At 67.6% G+C, this 16,106-nt stretch carries 12 protein-coding genes; 10 read left to right on the forward strand and 2 right to left on the reverse strand.

Annotated features, from left to right (window positions below):
• Window positions 1–47: 47 nt before the first annotated feature.
• Window positions 48–866 carry a purine-nucleoside phosphorylase gene (locus tag ASF98_RS16365; protein ID WP_055803851.1) on the forward strand — a complete coding sequence of 273 codons (819 nt, stop codon included), beginning with the start codon at window positions 48–50 and terminating at the stop codon, window positions 864–866.
• Between the two features lie 57 nt (window positions 867–923).
• Here ASF98_RS16365 and ASF98_RS16370 read toward each other — a convergent pair whose 3' ends face one another.
• Window positions 924–1,409, reverse strand: a complete 486-nt coding sequence (locus ASF98_RS16370; protein ID WP_055803854.1) for an RrF2 family transcriptional regulator — start codon at window positions 1,407–1,409, stop codon at window positions 924–926.
• Window positions 1,410–1,506: 97 nt separating this feature from the next.
• Here ASF98_RS16370 and ASF98_RS16375 point away from each other — a divergent pair, with 97 nt between their 5' ends.
• Window positions 1,507–3,246, forward strand: coding sequence for a phospho-sugar mutase (locus ASF98_RS16375; RefSeq protein WP_055803857.1), 1,740 nt, complete (start codon window positions 1,507–1,509; stop codon window positions 3,244–3,246).
• Here the strand turns inward: ASF98_RS16375 and nirD are convergent, their stop codons facing one another.
• Window positions 3,247–3,612: a nitrite reductase small subunit NirD gene (nirD, locus tag ASF98_RS16380; protein WP_055803860.1), complete on the reverse strand. Its 366-nt coding sequence runs from the start codon at window positions 3,610–3,612 to the stop codon at window positions 3,247–3,249.
• Between the two features lie 293 nt (window positions 3,613–3,905).
• Between nirD and nirB the strand changes: the two genes are divergently transcribed.
• The 8 genes from nirB to ASF98_RS16420 all read left to right on the forward strand — a co-directional run bounded on the left by nirB (window position 3,906) and on the right by ASF98_RS16420 (window position 16,106).
• Window positions 3,906–6,545: a nitrite reductase large subunit NirB gene (nirB, locus tag ASF98_RS16385; protein ID WP_055803862.1), complete on the forward strand. Its 2,640-nt coding sequence runs from the start codon at window positions 3,906–3,908 to the stop codon at window positions 6,543–6,545.
• Between the two features lie 2 nt (window positions 6,546–6,547).
• Window positions 6,548–7,582, forward strand: a complete 1,035-nt coding sequence (gene cobA / locus ASF98_RS16390) for a uroporphyrinogen-III C-methyltransferase (protein ID WP_055803865.1) — start codon at window positions 6,548–6,550, stop codon at window positions 7,580–7,582.
• A gap of 19 nt (window positions 7,583–7,601) precedes the next feature.
• Window positions 7,602–8,756, forward strand: coding sequence for a uroporphyrinogen-III synthase (locus tag ASF98_RS16395; RefSeq protein ID WP_055804340.1), 1,155 nt, complete (start codon window positions 7,602–7,604; stop codon window positions 8,754–8,756).
• Window positions 8,757–8,932: 176 nt separating this feature from the next.
• Window positions 8,933–11,572 (forward strand): GMC oxidoreductase, encoded by a 2,640-nt coding sequence (locus tag ASF98_RS16400; RefSeq protein ID WP_055803868.1) that lies wholly within the window; start codon window positions 8,933–8,935, stop codon window positions 11,570–11,572.
• Between the two features lie 13 nt (window positions 11,573–11,585).
• On the forward strand, window positions 11,586–13,586 hold the full coding sequence (locus ASF98_RS16405) for a hypothetical protein (RefSeq protein ID WP_055803870.1): 2,001 nt from the start codon (window positions 11,586–11,588) through the stop codon (window positions 13,584–13,586).
• Window positions 13,583–14,647, forward strand: coding sequence for an alpha/beta fold hydrolase (locus ASF98_RS16410; protein WP_055803873.1), 1,065 nt, complete (start codon window positions 13,583–13,585; stop codon window positions 14,645–14,647). Before ASF98_RS16405 ends, ASF98_RS16410 begins: the two co-directional genes overlap by 4 nt.
• The gene (locus tag ASF98_RS16415; protein WP_055803876.1) at window positions 14,644–15,627 is read left to right on the forward strand and encodes an acetoacetate decarboxylase family protein; all 984 of its coding nucleotides are present in this window, start codon (window positions 14,644–14,646) and stop codon (window positions 15,625–15,627) included. Before ASF98_RS16410 ends, ASF98_RS16415 begins: the two co-directional genes overlap by 4 nt.
• Entirely contained in the window at window positions 15,624–16,106 is a 483-nt protein-coding gene (locus tag ASF98_RS16420; protein WP_055803879.1) for a DUF1772 domain-containing protein, read from the forward strand. The genes ASF98_RS16415 and ASF98_RS16420 overlap by 4 nt, the downstream gene beginning before the upstream one ends.

Here is a 16,106-nt window from a genome sequence, read left to right on the forward strand (position 1 = left end):
CCTCGCCACTGCTGGGCAGGGCGTCGCGGGCAGGATAACTTGTACCAGTGAGTAATACAGAATTCCTGAACACGGACCCTTTTGACGCCGCCCGCGCGGCCGCCGACTATATCGCCGAGGAGACGGGCGTGGACAGCCACGACGTCGCGCTGGTCCTCGGCTCGGGCTGGGGCGATGCCGCGGACCTGATCGGCGAGACCACAGCCACGCTGTCCGCGGACGAAGTCCCCGGGTTCCATGCACCGGCGGTGGAGGGGCACGTAGGCACCATCCGCTCCGTCCTGACCAAGGAAGGCAAGCGCGCCCTGGTGCTCGGCGCCCGGACGCACTACTACGAAGGCAAGGGCGTCCGCGCCGTAGTCCACGGAGTACGGACCGCCGCGGCGGCCGGCTGCAAGGTCCTGGTGGTAACGAACGGCTGCGGCGGCCTCAACGAGGGCTGGGCTCCCGGCACTCCCGTGCTCATCAAAGATCACATAAACCTCACCGCCACGTCCCCGCTGGAAGGCGCAACCTTCGTTGACCTGACAGATCTGTACTCTGCACGGATCCGTGGACTGGCCCGCGAAGTGGACCCTTCCCTCGACGAGGGCATCTATGCGCAGTTCACCGGACCGCACTACGAGACTCCGGCGGAGGTGCAGTACGCCAAGCGGATCGGTGCCGACCTGGTGGGCATGTCCACAGCGCTCGAAGCCATCGCCGCCCGTCACGCAGGCATGGAGGTCTTCGGCATCTCGCTGGTGACCAACCTCGCCGCCGGAATCAGCCCCGTGCCGCTGAGCCACCAGGAAGTGCTGGAAGCCGGGCAGGCTGCCGGCCCGCGCATCTCCAAGCTGCTCGCCGAAATCATCGCCAAGCTCTGACCCCGCACCCGTGCACGGCGCCCGCCGGGTCCTAGAAGTTCGTTCTAGCAGTTTGTTCTAGTACCTGGCGGGCATCAGCCGGCGGAGTACGTCCTTCCGGGAGCCGGGAAACTTCCGCTCAACCGAGGCGGCAATGCCTGCGATGGTCTGCCGGGACAGCGTCTGGCGCCACACAAGCTCGGCCTGCCGCATGGTCTGCGACACGAGGCAGCTGCGCAGATAGTCCTCGCCGGGCTCTGCGCCGGGTGCGTTCGCGAGGATGGATTCGCAGCGAAACGCCGGTTCCGGACCTTCAATGGCCAGGACAACGTCCAGCACGGTGATCTTTTCCGCGGGCTGCGCCAGCTGGAAACCGCCGCGGGGTCCGGATACGGAGGACAGGATGCCCGCACGGACCAGCGCCTGAAGCTGCTTGTTCAGATACGCCGCGGGCAACTGATACAGCTCCGCCAGCCTGGCACTGTTTACGGCCTCCCCGGCAGGGGCCCAGGACATGTTGACGCAGCAGTGCAGCGACCACTCAACCCCCTGCCCCATCTTCATTTTTCAGACATTACGTGTCCGGAAAATTTACTGTCAAGGTTCCGGGTTGCGCATGCCGGGCACCGCATCCGGGTCGTTAGGCGATAGCTTTGTTCCTATGACGTCTTCCGATGCCGATTTTCCGCAGCTTTTGAGCGCCGCCCGTAACTGGGCCGCCCAGGACCCGGATCCCGCAACTGCCGCCGCTTTGACAGAACTCGTCCAGCTTTCCTCGGACGGGGTTCCCGCAGCCCGCCAGGAGCTCGAGGACAGCTTCAGCGGAACGCTGCAGTTCGGCACGGCAGGCCTCCGCGCTGAGCTTGGCCCCGGCCCCAACCGCATGAATCGCGTCGTTGTCCGGCGCGCGGCCGCCGGCTTCGCTGCGTTCCTGACCGCCGCCGTCGCCGAAGCCTCGCCGGGCGCCCGGCCCCGTGCCGTCGTCGGCTATGACGCCCGCTACAACTCCGACATTTTCGCGGAGGAGACCGCCGCGGTCTTCACGGCTGCGGGAATCGAGACCTTCCTGATGCCGCAGGCGCTCCCGACCCCGCTGCTTGCCTACGCCGTCCGTGCGCTGGATTGCGACGGCGGCGTGATGGTGACTGCCAGCCACAACCCGCCGCAGGATAACGGCTACAAGGTGTACCTAGGCCGGCACGCGGTTGAGGAAAGCGGGCGAGGGGCGCAGATCGTGGCACCCTACGACGCCCGCATCGCCGCGGAAATCGATCGTGTGGGCACCCTGGACTCCATCACGCTAGCCCCTGCGGGCTGGACCGTGCTGGAGCCCTCGATCACCGCCGACTACGAGGCAGCAGTGGCGGCGCTGGCCCTCCCCGCGCAATTCCCGGCCAGGGACCTGAAGATCGTCCTGACCCCCATGCACGGCGTGGGCGGCGACACGGCTGTTGCCGTTTTGCAGGCGGCGGGATTCGACGACGTCACGCTGGTGTCAGAACAGGCCCGGCCGGACCCGGATTTCCCCACGGTGAACTTCCCCAACCCGGAGGAACCCGGCGCCCTTGACCTGGCACTGGAAACGGCAGCCCGCGTGGACGCCGACATCGTGCTGGCCAACGACCCCGACGCCGACCGTGCAGCCGTCGCCGCCAAGGATCCGGACACGGGTGCTTGGCGCATGCTGCGGGGTGACGAAGTGGGCGCGCTGCTGGGGGCACACATTGTGGCCAGGCTCGCCGGCGGCGAAACTGCAGCACATGGTGTCTTCGCGAATTCGATCGTTTCCTCGCGCCTGCTGGCACAGATTGCCGCCGCGTCCGGGTACGCCCACGAAGAGACACTGACCGGGTTCAAGTGGATTTCCCGCGTTCCGGGCCTGCTGTACGGCTACGAGGAAGCGCTGGGTTACTGTGTGGCCCCGGAACTGGTCCGGGACAAGGACGGCATCTCCGCCGCAGTGCTCATCGCCGAACTTGCAGCCGCGGCCAAGGCCGACGGCAAGACGATTTTCGATACGCTGGACGAGCTGTACCTGGTGCACGGGCTGCATGCCAGCGACCAGCTCAGCATCCGCGTCGCGGACCTGGGCCTGCTGGATGCCATGATGAACCGGCTCAGGGTCAGCCCGCCGGAATCATTCGGCGGATCCGCCGTCGAAACGTTCAAGGACCTGGCCGAAGGCAGCGAAAACCTGCCGCCGACGGACGGCCTGCTCTATCTCACCAAGGACCTCAGCCGGGTGATCATCCGGCCCAGCGGCACCGAGCCAAAACTGAAGTGCTACCTCGAAGTTATCCGGAGCGTGGGTTCAGCTGCGGAACTGCCCGAGGCGCGGCAGGCGGCACGGGCAGCCCTCGACGGCGTTCTGGGAGACGTTCGGGAGGCCCTGGGGCTCTAGTTAGAGCTCTACCTCGACGTAGCCGTCCACCACACGGGTGCGGTACGTGGGGAGGCGGAGCTCCGCAGTGCCAAAGCACTCGCCGGTTTCCAGGTCGTAGACCTCCTTGTGCAGCGGGGACGCAATGGTCTGGCGCGCTCCGCGTGAGCCCACAATGCCGCGTGCCATCACATGGGCGCCTGTAGCGGGATCTTCCTGGGCCACCGCGAATACCTCTGCAGGCGCCGTCCGGAACAATGCCACCTGGCGGCCGGCGATCAATGCTGCCTCGCCCCAGGCCAGTTCCAGCTCCTCCACGGCACAGACACGGTTCCAGCCCGTTGCAAAGCCGGTGCTCTGGTCTTCAAGTTCAAGTACTGCGGTCATTTCCGACCCCTCTCGCATTGCCTGCTGCCCGGCGCTCCTTGGAACGGCAGCCGGGCCCGGACCGCCAACGCGGCCACATCTCAAAACTAGGGCTGCGGTGTTTCGGCGGCGTGCAGTCAATGTGTCCGGCACGTAAAAGGCAACTCACCTGTCCGGAAATCCATTCGTGATGCAGAAGTTAAGTTCACGAAACATAAGGGAAACTGAAGCGAAACTGCGCGTACCTAGTCTGGATGGACACCTCGATTGAGATGGTCGCAGATCACCGCTGCGCCCCATGCGAAAGGCCCACAGTGACCGAACAGACTTCAAGCACCGAGACTCCGCGCCGCATCGTCGTCGCCGGCGGCGGCCCCGCGGCCCACCGTTTTGCGGACGCAATGCATGCCCGCGGCCTCGAAGGCTGGCATGTCACGGTCCTCACTGAGGAAGCCCACCTCCCCTACGACCGCGTGGCCCTCAGCAAGGCGCTCACCGACAGCGACGTGGACCTCACCCTCGGCACCGCCTCCATGTGGGACCACGACGCCCTGGCCCTGAAGACCGGCGAACGCGTCATCAAGATCAACCACGCTGCCAAGTCCGTTGAGACGGCAGCCGGGAACACCTACGAATTCGACGAACTGGTTGTCGCCACCGGTTCGGACGCCGCCCGCCTGCCGATCCCCGGCGCGGAGCACGTGCACGTCTACCGCACCCTCGAGGACGTGTGGGCGATCAACAAGGCGATCGCCGAACTCACTGCGAAGCTCGGCCGCAAGATCAACGCAGTCACCATCGGCGGCGGGCTCCTTGGCCTCGAATCGGCTGCAGGCACTGAACAGCTCGGCGCAACTCCCGTTGTGATCAACGGCGCCCCGTGGCTCATGAACACCCAGCTCGACGAAGGCGCCGGCCAGGCGCTCGGCCGCCTGATCGAAGCCAAGGGCTTCACGGTCCACGGCGGCGTGTTCCCCTCCGAGGTGCTTTCCGAAGACGGCCAGGTCACCGGCGTGCTGATGGCGGACGGCCGCATCATCCCCGCCGACCTCGTCATCGTGGCCATCGGCGTCAAGCCGCGCGATGAACTCTTCCGCGCCGCTGAAGGCGAGGAGCAGCTGTTCGATCTGGGCCAGCGCGGCGGCGTCGTAATCAACGACGGCTGCGAAACCCAGGTTCCCGGCATCTGGGCCATCGGCGAGGTAGCCAACTTCGGCGGCATGTGCCTGGGCCTCGTGGCCCCGGCCAACACCATGGCCGAAATCGTCGCGGACCGGCTGCACGGCGGCGACGCAACTTTCCCCGGCTTCGACACCGCCACCAAGCTCAAGCTCTCCGGCGTGGACGTGGCCAGCTTCGGCGACGCATTCGCCCGTACGGAACACGCGCTGGAGATCGTCTACGCCGACCCCGCCCGCGGCGTCTACCAGAAGATCGTCACCACGGACGATGCCAAGACCCTCCTGGGCGGCATCTTCGTAGGCGACGCCACCCCGTACACAAGCCTGCGTCCCATGCTGGGCCGCGAACTGGCCGCCGAGCCGGGCGCCTACCTCACCGCTGCCGGCGGCGGCGAGGCCCCGGAGACGGAACTGCCGGACGACGCCATCCTGTGTTCCTGCAACAACGTGACTGCCGGGACCATCCGCGACACTGTCAACGGCTGCGGTGCCTGCGACGGCAACGCTCCCGTCCAGGAACTCGGCGAGCTGAAGGGCTGCACCCGCGCCGGAACCAGCTGCGGTTCCTGCGTGCCGATGCTCAAGAAACTGCTGGAAACCGAACTCACCAAGTCCGGCGTCGAGGTCTCCAAGGCACTCTGCGAGCACATCGAACTCTCCCGCCAGGAACTGTTCGACGCCATCCGGGTCCTGGAACTGACCTCCTTCGAAGAGATCATGGCCAAGTACGGCACCGGCGCCGGCTGCGACATCTGCAAGCCGACCATCGCCAACATCCTGGCCAGCCAGAACAGCGCCTACGTCCTGGACGCCGGCCGCGGAACGCTGCAGGACACCAACGACCGCGCCCTCGCCAACATGCAGAAGGACGGCACCTACTCGGTGGTCCCCCGCATCGCCGGCGGCGAAATCACCCCGAAGAAGCTCGGCGTCATCGCCGCCGTGGCCGAGAAGTACAACCTGTACACCAAGATCACCGGCGGCCAGCGCATCGACATGTTCGGTGCCCGGCTCGAGGAACTCCCGGAAATCTGGAAGGAACTGGTGGACGCCGGCTTCGAATCCGGCCAGGCCTACGGCAAGAGCCTGCGTACGGTGAAGTCCTGCGTCGGTTCCACCTGGTGCCGCTTCGGTGTCCAGGACTCGGTGGCCATGGCCATCCAGCTCGAGCTTCGCTACCGCGGCCTCCGCAGCCCGCACAAGCTCAAGATGGGCGTCTCCGGCTGTGCCCGCGAGTGCGCCGAAGCCCGCGGCAAGGACGTCGGCGTGATCGCCACGGCCGACGGCTGGAACCTGTACGTCGGCGGCAACGGCGGTGCCACCCCGGCCCACGCCCAGCTGCTGGCCAAGGACCTCGACGACGAGACCCTGATCAAGTACATCGACCGGTACTTCATGTACTACATCCGCACCGCCGACCGCCTGCAGCGCACCGCGCGCTGGCAGGAGGAGCTCGACGGCGGCATCAAGCACGTCGAGGATGTGGTGGTCAAGGACACCCTGGGGATCGCCGCAGACCTCGAGGCCGCCATGGAAAAGCACGTTGACACCTACATCGACGAATGGGCTGACACCCTGAAGGATCCCGAGCGCCTGCGCCGGTTCCGTTCCTTCGTCAACGCCCCGGACCAGAAGGACGACTCCATCACCTTTGTCTCGGACGAGCGCGGCCAGATGCGCCCGGCTACGGCAGAAGAGAAGGGGAAAGTCCTCATCGGGGCCACCATCCCGATGCGTCCCTCCACCCCGGAACTCGACAAGAACGAGGTATAGGCATGCAGCTCAGCATTGATCTCACGGGCCGTGAAGTCCTGGTCACCGGATCCGACCACGCCGCCCGGCAGGCGGTCCGCCGCTACCAGGCTGCCGGCGCCGTCGTCTCACGCCTCAGCACCCCGCAGGGCGCGAGCCACGACGGGCCGCTGCCCGAGCGTCCGTTCCTCGTGGCTGCCGTCGACGACGGCCAGCCCGGCTGGGACGCGCTGCTGGACCGTTGCCGCGCCACCGGCATCCCCGTGGCCGTGGAACCGGCTGCCGGAGCAGTAGGGCACGTGACCCTGGTGGGCGGCGGCCCCGGTGTCGGCGAGCTGCTGACCGTTGCCGCCGTCAAGGCGCTGCGCGATGCCGACGTCGTGTTCTACGACCGGCTGGCCCCCTACCAGGAGCTGCCGTCCCTGACCTCGGCCGAGCTGGTGGATGTGGGCAAGCAGCCCGGCCACCACAAGGTGAGCCAGGGCGACATTGAAAAGCTCATGGTGCAGAGCGCCCTGGCCGGAAACAACGTGGTCCGCCTCAAGGGCGGTGACCCCTACGTCTTCGGCCGCGGCGGCGAGGAAGTTGCCGCCTGTGTGGCTGCCGGCGTTCCCGTGAAGGTCGTTTCCGGTGTCACCAGTGCCATCTCCGTCCCGGCCGCCGCCGGGATCCCGGTCACGCACCGCGAGGTCAGCCACATGTTCACCGTGGTGTCCGGCCACGCGCCTCTTACCGAGAAGGAGCTCACGCACCTGGCCGGGCTGGGCGGGACCATCGTGGTCCTCATGGGCATCGGAACGCTGCACCAGCTGGCCGCCGGCCTGCGCCGGGCGGGCATGCGGGCAGACATGCCGATGGCCGTCGTCGAACGCGGCTACCGCCCCGGCCAGCGCACTACCATCGCCCAGCTCGGTACGATTGTCACAGCGGCCGCCGACTGCACTAACCCGGCTGTGCTGGTCATCGGCGAGGTGGTGCGGGTGGCTGAAGCCAACCGCGGGCACGCCGAGGCGGCGGCTGATCTCGACCGCCTCGCAGCGTCACTGATGGAATCGTGAAAGAAAACCCATGAGCGCCATGAACTCTATTGCCCCCGCTTCCGCCCCCGGCCCGCAGGACTCCCCTGCTGCCGACGGCCCCGATTCGCCCCTGGAGGGATTCCGGATCGGTGTGACGTCGCACCGGCGTTCCCAGGACCTGATCGAGGCCCTGGAGCGGCGCGGAGCCGAGGTGCTGCACGCACCTGCGCTCAAGATTGCGCCGGTGCAGGAGGACATGCGGCTTATCGACGACACCCGGGCCATCATTGCTGCCAAGCCCGACCTCTGCATCGCCACCACCGCCTACGGCATGCGCCGCTGGTGCGAGGCGGCCGACGCGTCCGGCATCGGCGATGAGCTGCTGGAGACCCTCGCGGCCTGCCGGATGTTTGTCCGCGGGCCCAAAGCCCGCGGTGCCGTCCGCGCCGCGGGACTGGCCGACGTCGGGATCAGCAGCGACGAAACCACGGCCACCCTGGTGGACATGTTGCTGAAGGAAGGCGTCCGCGGCAAGACGGTGGCAGTCCAGCTGCACGGCTACACGGACGTCCGCCAGCTTGAGCGCCTGAGGATGTCCGGCGCCACCGTCCTGACCGTCACCCCCTACCGCTGGGTCAAGCCCGACGGCGAGGACAAACTTCCGCGCCTGATCGAGGCCGTCTGCAGCGGCAACCTGGACGTCCTGACGTTCACCAGCGCGCCCGCCGTCGACGCCATGTGGAGCACGGCCCACGAGATGGGCCTCTACAAGCAGCTCGTCGACGCCCTGAAAACCACCGTCACCACCGCCGTCGTGGGTCCCATCACGGCGCAGCCGCTGATCGACGCCGGACTGTCCCCGCTCATTCCGGAACGCTTCCGGATGGGTGCCCTGATCCGGCTGGTCTGCGAACACCTTGCCCTGAACCATGTGCGCCGCCTGGACACCCGGTCCGGCAACGTGGAGCTCCGCGGACGGTCGCTGCGGATCGACGGGGAAGCCGTTGAAATGGCACCCGCGCCGCTCCTGCTTCTGCGTGCCCTGCTGGGTGCCGAAGGCGCCGTCCTGTCCCGGGAATCGCTCTCCGACCTGCTCGAACTGCGCGGCTCCGTGCATGCCCTGGACATGACAGTCAGCCGGCTGCGCTCCTCCCTGCCGGACGGCCGGATGGTGGAAACCGTGGTTAAGCGCGGGTACCGGATCCGGGTCTAGCACTCCCCCTTGGGGTTCCGTGCCCCGTTTCCGCAGCCGGATCCGTGGACAGACCCGGTCCGCAGTGGGAACATGTCGCTATGGTTTGCGTCTGACCGCCCCGTGGCCGCCTTCGTACCGTTCCGGTGCGTGGCGGCCGGGGCGTTTGGCGGGGCAGCTCTTCCGAGGGGAATTGCGTGGAACCGGTGGTGCAAGGGGACGATGAACCCGCGGAGTCTGTGGACGCCGTGGTGGTGGGGTCCGGCTTTGGCGGATCGGTAGCGGCCTACCGCTTGGCGGCCGGCGGACAGTCTGTGGTCCTGATGGAACGGGGCAGGGCCTACCCGCCCGGGAGTTTCGCCCGGACGCCGTCCGAGATGGGCCGGAATTTCTGGGATCCGGACAAGGGCCTCTACGGACTATTTGACGCTTGGACTTTCCGCGGCCTGGAAGGAATCGTCTCCAGCGGACTGGGCGGCGGCTCACTCATCTATGCGAACGTGCTGCTGCGCAAGGACGAAAAGTGGTTCGTCCAGGAATCCCCTGTGCCCGGCGGAGGCTACGAAAGCTGGCCGTTCAGCAGGCAGGACCTCGACCCCTACTACGAGGCCGCCGAAGCCATGCTCAGCCCTGTGCCCTACCCCTATCAGGACACGCCGAAGACCCTGGCCATGGAAAAGGCTGCCCGCGCGCTCGGACTCAGCATCACGCGGCCGCCCATCGCCGTCACGTTCTCCCAGTCCCCGGGCTCCACTCCGGCCAGGAACCAGGTGCTGGCGCCGGCACCGTACGGGAGCGTCCACGGCGAGGGGGCCGTGCGCACCACCTGCACCCTGTCCGGGGAATGCGACATCGGCTGCAACGCCGGCGCCAAGAACACCCTGGACCACAACTACCTGTCCGCGGCCAAGGCTGCCGGGGCTGACATCCGGACCCACCACGACGTCCGCGGCATCCGCCCGCTCCCGGCGGGCGGCTATGAGGTCCGCTACGTCGTCCACGATCCCGCCGACGCCCGGCCCGGGCTCCTGCACGAACAGGTGATCCGCTGCCGCCGCCTCATCCTCGCCGCCGGCACTTTCGGCACCACGTTCCTGCTGCTGCGCAACCGCGCGTCGCTGCCCGCCCTCAGCCCGGCACTCGGCACACGGTTCAGCGGAAACGGCGACCTGCTGGGCTTCGTCCTGGACGCTAAGGACCCCGACGGCGCCACCCGCACCCTTTCGGGCAGCATCGGACCGGTGATCACCACGGCCATCCGCACACCCGATTCCACCGACGGCGGCGACGGCCGCGGCTACTACATCGAAGACGCCGGGTACCCCTCGTTCATGAACTGGCTGCTGGAGACGGGACAGTTCCGCCAGGTGGCCAGGCGCGCCGGCAAAGTGATGGTGCAGCTCCTCAAGGACCGGCTCTTCCAGGCCCAGCGATCCAACATTTCCGCCGATCTTGCCGCCGCACTGGGAGACGGCAGGCTCTCGGCATCGTCAGTTCCCCTGCTCGGCATGGGGCGGGACATCCCGGACGGCGTCATGACCCTGCAGGGCGGCCGGCTGGCCATCAACTGGACCTTGGCCACCTCAGCCGCGTACTTCGGCCGGATGCAGGCCACCATGCAGGCGATCGCCAAGGAACTGGGCGGCAGCTTCAAGCAGAATCCGCTGTGGTGGAGCAAACGCGTCATCACCGTGCATCCGCTCGGCGGTGCCCCGGCCGGCCGGAACAGCAACGAAGGCGTGTGCGACGCGTACGGTGAGGTGTTTGGGTACCCCGGGCTGCATGTGGTGGACGGCGCCGCGATGCCCGGGCCGGTGGGCGCCAATCCCGCCCTGACCATAGCCGCCTTTGCCGAACGGGCCTGCCACCGGATCCTGGAGGGAACCGACGGCGCCAGGCAGCGGGGCGGCCTGGCCGGGGCCGGCGTCCCGGCTGGCTCTTCCAACGGACCGCTGGGTAGCGGAACCTACGACGGCGGAACGTACGACGGCGGGCCGCCGCGCGCCCTGGTGCCGGACGCTACCAAAGGTGCGAAGGCACCCCGGAAGGAAAGAACGTGGGTCCCGCGCACCGGCAGCCGTTCCCTGGGGCTCACCGGCGCCGGACCCGCAGATGACGGCGTGCTTTCCGAAAGCGAGGCCTTGCAGGAGGCCGAAATCGAAGAGGGAACGGAGCAGGCCGAAACAGGGCCTGCGTCGGTCAGCTTTACCGAACAGATGCACGGGTGGTTCAGCGCCGGCGTGTCAGACCCCGAGAAGGGCCGCGGCCTGGGCCGTGACCGGAGCCTCCGGATGATGTTCGAGCTCACCATCACCGCACCGGATATTGACGCGTTTGTCCGTGATCCGCTCCATCCGGCCACCGCGGAAGGCTACGTCCTGGCCGACCAGTTCGGCGGCCGCCTTCCGGTGGAACGCGGCTGGTTCAATCTCCTCGTCAAGGACGGCGGTCCCGACACGGCCGGACGAAAGATGCTCTACCGGCTCTGGCTGCGGGATCCCGGCGGCACCCCGCTCACCTTCCTGGGCCACAAGGACGTCCGCAACGACGCAGGCTTCGACGTCTGGGCTGACACCACCACGCTGTACGTCACCGTCCTCCGCGGACACCTGCCGCCGCCGGAATCGGCCACTGCCACTGCCGCCGTGGCGGGGGCCGGCGTGCTTTACATCCGGCCGTGGGACTTCGCCCGGCAATTAACCACGTTCCGGGCGGAGGGCCCGTCCCCGGCGAGCGCCCTTGCCGCATTCGGGAAGGTGTTCCTGGGTGAGCTCTGGCAGGTGTACTCCGGCAAGGTCACCGGCCGGGCCACCGGCAAAGTCACCGGCCGGCGATGAAGGGCGGCGCGGCGTGAAGCGGGCTGAGCTGGCGCAGCACAGCAACGGACTTGGCTTCACTCCGCGGGACGCTGTGCGCTGGCTGGCCCCGGCCCAGCTGGGCAGGACCGCCGTGCGGGTTGTCCTCGCGTCCGTCTTCGCCGATTTCGGCGACAAACGCGAACTGGAGGGCGGCTTTCCCAGCTACGAGCTGGACCTGGAACGGCTGCCTGTCGCGGGCCAGCCCGCGCAGCCGGTGGTCCGCGACCTTGGCCTGCCCGGGATTGATAAAGCCGGTGCGGCGGCTGGCACGGCGGCGGCCGACGCCGTCGGGTCTGAACGGTCTTCCGGGGCCGAAGAGCTGTGGCTGGATTTCACGGCTGACCTGGGCGACGGCTTCGACTCCACCTACACGGTGGCGTCATTGCTGGCGGAAGCGTCGCTGGAGGTGGACGGGCAGGAGCTTCGCCGCGGAAAGGTGCTGGTGCTGGGCGGCGACGAAGTGTATCCGGTGGCATCGCCCGCCGCGTACGAGGACCGCATGGTGGGTCCCTACCGGACGGCGCTTCCCGGCGGCCGCTCCCCCGGCCGCGCCGGCGTGCTGCTGGCCCTCCCCGGAAACCATGACTGGTACGACGGCCTGACCTCCTTCATCCGTCTGTTCACCCGGCAACGGAACATCGGCGGCTGGCGGACCATCCAGACGCGAAGCTACTTTGCCCTCCGCCTGACTGGCGGGGACGATTCTCCCGGCTGGTGGCTTGTGGGGCTGGACAGCCAGCTGGGTCAATACATCGACGAACCACAGCTGGATTACTTCTACAACACGGTGACCACCAGGCTGCTGCCGGGCGACGCCGTCATCCTCTGCGTGGCGGCCCCCTACTGGGTGCGGGAAACGGAAAACGCCAGCGCCTTCCGGCAGGTGCATTTCTTCGAGCAGGACTACCTTCGGCGCCGATTCAACCGCCGCGCCGGGATGTTCGAGGAAACCGGCGCTTCCGTGCGGTTGTGGCTCACCGGGGACCTGCACCACTATTCGCGCTACGAGGAACTGCCAGGGGATGCGGCCCTGCCCGCCGCCGGCCGAACCGGGGCCGACCCGCGCCGGACCCAGCTTATGACCTGCGGCCTGGGCGGCGCCTTTCTAGCGGACGCCCGCTGGCTGCCGCCGGAGCTCACACTTCCCGCACACCGGCCGGCCCCCGCACCGCCGGACCACGTGACGCCGGACCACCAGCCGGCCCAGGGCCGCCGTTTCGTCCTGGCTCCGGGGACGTTCCCGGGACGGGCGGAGTCCCGGCAGTTCCGCGGACGCCTGGCCAATCCGTTCTCGCCCTTCTGGCTTCCGGTGCGCAACCCCGGGTTCGGCTCCGCGCTCGGCGTCGCCCACATGCTGGCCGCCCTGACGCTCTGGACCGTCTTCAGCGCGTTCCGCGGACTCTCCTTCCCGGACAGCCTCACCACCCTGAAAACCGGCAACACCGTGCTCCTTGCGCTGACCATCCTCGCCGTACCTTTGCTGCTGCTTCTGCTGCTGGCCACCCTCGGCACCGCGCTCGGACTCAACCGGGATCCGGGGGAGAACGGCGCCGGGTTCACCGTTTCCCGCGGCGCGCTCTGGCAACTGTCGGCGCTCGGGGCGGGGATCGCCGTCGTCCTCCTCCTTCCCTGGCCGGCCGGGTTGCCGCCGTTCCTGACCCTTGGGCTGGTGCTCACTTTCACGTTTACAACCGGCTATGCGGTCGGCAGCGAAGCGTTTGCCTTCTTCATCCTGGGCACGGGAAGCGGGGAGGTTGCCTCGTGGGCAATGTCCGGCCAGGCCATTGAAGACCACAAGGGCTTCCTGCGGATCCGCATCGCCCCGGATGGCAACCTGACGGTCTATCCGGTGGCAGTGGACCGGGTCTGCCGGGACTGGGACCTGGAAAGGACCGACGACGGCGGCCTCCGCCCGGTCCCTGCCGGCGGGCTGCCGCCGCTGCGGCTTTTCGAACCGCCGATCACCATCGCAAAGGAGGGATTCCCGCTATGACCAACCCTCGCACCATCACCCGGGCGGACCACGTCACGGAAGTCATCCCCTTTCCCGCCGGTGACGGAACCCCGCTGACCCTGGTGCACATCACCTCCGCCGTGCCTCGTGACGCCGGAGCACCGGAGAAGGGACCCGTGCTGCTGGTCCACGGGGCCGGCGTCAGGGCCGAGCTCTTCCGCCCGCCGCTGCCGCGGACGCTGGTGGACGCCCTGCTGGAAGACGGCTGGGACGTCTGGCTGCTGAACTGGCGGGCCTCCATCGACTTTGAACCCCTCTCGTGGACGCTGGGTGACGCGGCGGTGTACGACCACCCCGCCGCCGTCGACTATGTCCTGGGCGCGACCGGGGCCGAAACGCTGAAGGCGGTCATCCACTGCCAGGGCTCGGTGTCCTTCACCATGGCAGCCGTAGCCGGGCTCCTCCCCCGGGTGGACACGGTGGTCTCCAACGCTGTGTCCCTTCATCCGGTGATCCCGCTGTGGTCGATCGTGAAAATCACCTACCTGGCCGAGCTGCTGAAACCGTTCACTCCCTACCTGTCCCCGTCATGGGGCTATAAGTCCAACGGGTACCTCTCCCGCATCCTCCGGTCCATGGTCAAGGCCACCCACCACGAATGCGACAACCTGGTGTGCCGGCTGGTCAGCTTCACGTACGGCAGCGGCCGGCCCGCACTGTGGTCGCACGAGAACCTGGATGAGGCCACCCACAACTGGATCAGCGGTGAGTTCGCGGAAGTGCCGTTCACTTTTCTGTCCGAGATGGGACGCAGCGTGCTGGCCAGGCGCATGGTGGCCGCCGGAAACCACCCGGAGCTCCCCGCGAACTTCCTGGCTGAGGCGCCGCAGACGGATGCCAGGTTCTCGTTCCTGGCCGGTCGCAACAACCGGTGCTTCCTGCCCGAAAGCCAGGAGCGGACGTTCGCCTTCTTCGACGGTCATCGCCCCGGCAAGGACTCGCTGCACCTGCTGTCCGGCTACGGGCACCTGGATGTCTTCTTTGGAGCCCGCGCCTGGGCGGACACCTATCCCGTCATCCTCAAGGAGCTGAACAGATGAACAGACTCATCGGACTGGCTGCATCCCTGCTACGGCTGGTGCCCTCCCCGGTGCCGCACCGCCAGGAGCGCCTGCGCGGACATCATGCCACGGTGGACGGCATCAAATACTCCATGCCGGTCAATTCCGACGATTCCCCGGTCCTGATGGCGGCGTTCCCCATCAACAAGCGCGCCGCCGCAGCCGTCCTTCCCGGCACGGAGCTCCGGCCGTTGAGCCTCGGCGGGAAGGGGTTGCTCGTGGTCACCGTGGTCAATTACAAGTCGACAGACATCGGCCAATACATTGAATACTCGTTGGCAATCGCCGTCACTCACGGTTCCCGGCCGGCGCCCCCGCTCCTGCCGCTCGTATTCCAGAAGACGTTCGGGCTAGGCCAGTACGTGGTGGACCTTCCGGTCAGCACCGAGATTTCGGTCAAGGGCGGCAAAGGCATCTGGGGCATGCCCAAGCACCGGGCCAGCCTGGACTTCGTGGTCACCGATTCAACCGTTTCCGCGCAGTACGACGACAGCGGCAGGCTGGGCTGCTTCATCGAAATTGAACGCCCGCGGCCGATGGGCATCCCGCTGAAGCTGGCCGCCTCCAACTACTGTGCTTTCCGCGGGATGCTGATGAAGTCCGACATCTACTTCGAGGCCACCGGGGACATCGCCCTGGGAGGCGACGCCAGGGCCCGGCTGGTGCTGGGCGACGCTCCGGGCGTTGCCGCCCTCAAAACCCTCCAGCCGGCGGACAAACCGGTATTCACCGCCTACCTTCCCGAAGCACGCGGAGTACTGGACGACCACTATGAGGCGTGGTTCCTGACCGCACCATCTGCCGAGGAGGCCGCCCGGATCCCCGGCGGCGACCCGCTCGAATCCGTCGTCGGCCTGGGCCAGGGCCAGGAATGGCTGCCCGGACCGGACCGGGGACGAACGTCCCCCGCCACGTCCCAGGGCACGTCTGACGGTGCCGGCACCGGAGACGCGCCGTGAACTGGCTGCTGCTGCTGAACGCGCTGTATTTCCTGTTCGGCGCCACCATGTACGTGGGCACCATGTGGGTCCTGAAGTTCTTCCTCTACCCCACATGGGAGTCCCTGGACCGCGGCAACGTGGACATGCACTTCGGCATCCCCACCCGCCAGGCCACCAAGTTCTTCACTGTGGTGGTGCCGCCGATGTTCATCGCCGGCATCATCCTCGTCTGGACGGAGTGGGGCACGGTCCGGATCGTCCCCGCGGCGCTCTGCCTGCTGGGGATCATCGTCCTCACGGTGGTGGGCCAGGCCATGATCATTCCCGTCAACATCAGGATCCGGGGCGGGGACTTCGCCGACGACGCCGAACTGCGTTCCCTGCTCCGCCGGTGGATGCTTCTCAACGACATCCGTTTCTACGTCTCGACGCTCACGTGGCTGGCCATCATCTGGCTGCTGGTGGACCGGGGCCGGCTGTGGGAGGCGTTCGCATGA

Origin of the sequence: Arthrobacter sp. Leaf337, assembly GCF_001423745.1 — a bacterium.
In the GTDB taxonomy this organism is placed as follows: Bacteria; Actinomycetota; Actinomycetes; order Actinomycetales; family Micrococcaceae; genus Arthrobacter.